Below are 533 nucleotides of genomic sequence, written 5' to 3'. Positions count from 1 at the left end.
TGACCCGCGCGTGGATGCGGCGCTCGCCGCGCGCGGTCATGTGCGACCGGGCGCGCAGGGAGGCGCTCCCGTCTTTGCTCCGACAGGTGGGTCGGGGGCTCCGTTGGCGCAGAATGCGACGCCTGTCCAGGGAGTACCCAACGGGAACCTGGAGGGACATGACGGGCAGGGCGGGCCGGGCCGCGGTGGTTCCAAGGCCACACGCATCACCCTGGCGGTCCTGGTCGTCGCGGCACTGGTCCTGCTGGGGGTCGTGTGGGCGATCTTCCGCGGTGCCAGTGGTGGCGGCGAGTCGGACCAGCCGACCCCGGCCTCCGGCACCGCCCAGTCCTCCACCGCGTCGCCCTCGTCGACCCCCACCCCCAGCGCGACTGCGGGCGGGGAGGTCAAGTACCCCGCACCCAACGGGGCCGTGGCTGCCACGACGATCGTCACGCCCTCCGGCAACATTGCCTGTGACCTCCAACCGGATTCGGTGACCTGTTCGATCGTGGAGCAGTCCTATGCCCAGAATGGTCTGGAGGACTGCGGCG

At 71.3% G+C, this 533-nt stretch carries 1 pseudogene; it reads left to right on the top strand.

Features of this window, described 5'->3' with window-relative positions:
• Positions 1 to 103 precede the first annotated feature (103 nt).
• Positions 104 to 533 (top strand): annotated as a pseudogene (locus tag FK530_RS25380) (hypothetical protein); the annotation flags it as partial.

Source organism: Tsukamurella conjunctivitidis (assembly GCF_007858475.1).
GTDB classification, from domain to species: Bacteria; Actinomycetota; Actinomycetes; order Mycobacteriales; family Mycobacteriaceae; genus Tsukamurella; species Tsukamurella conjunctivitidis.
The sequence above is the reverse complement of the archived record's forward strand: the minus strand, read 5'-3'. Positions and strand labels throughout refer to the sequence as shown.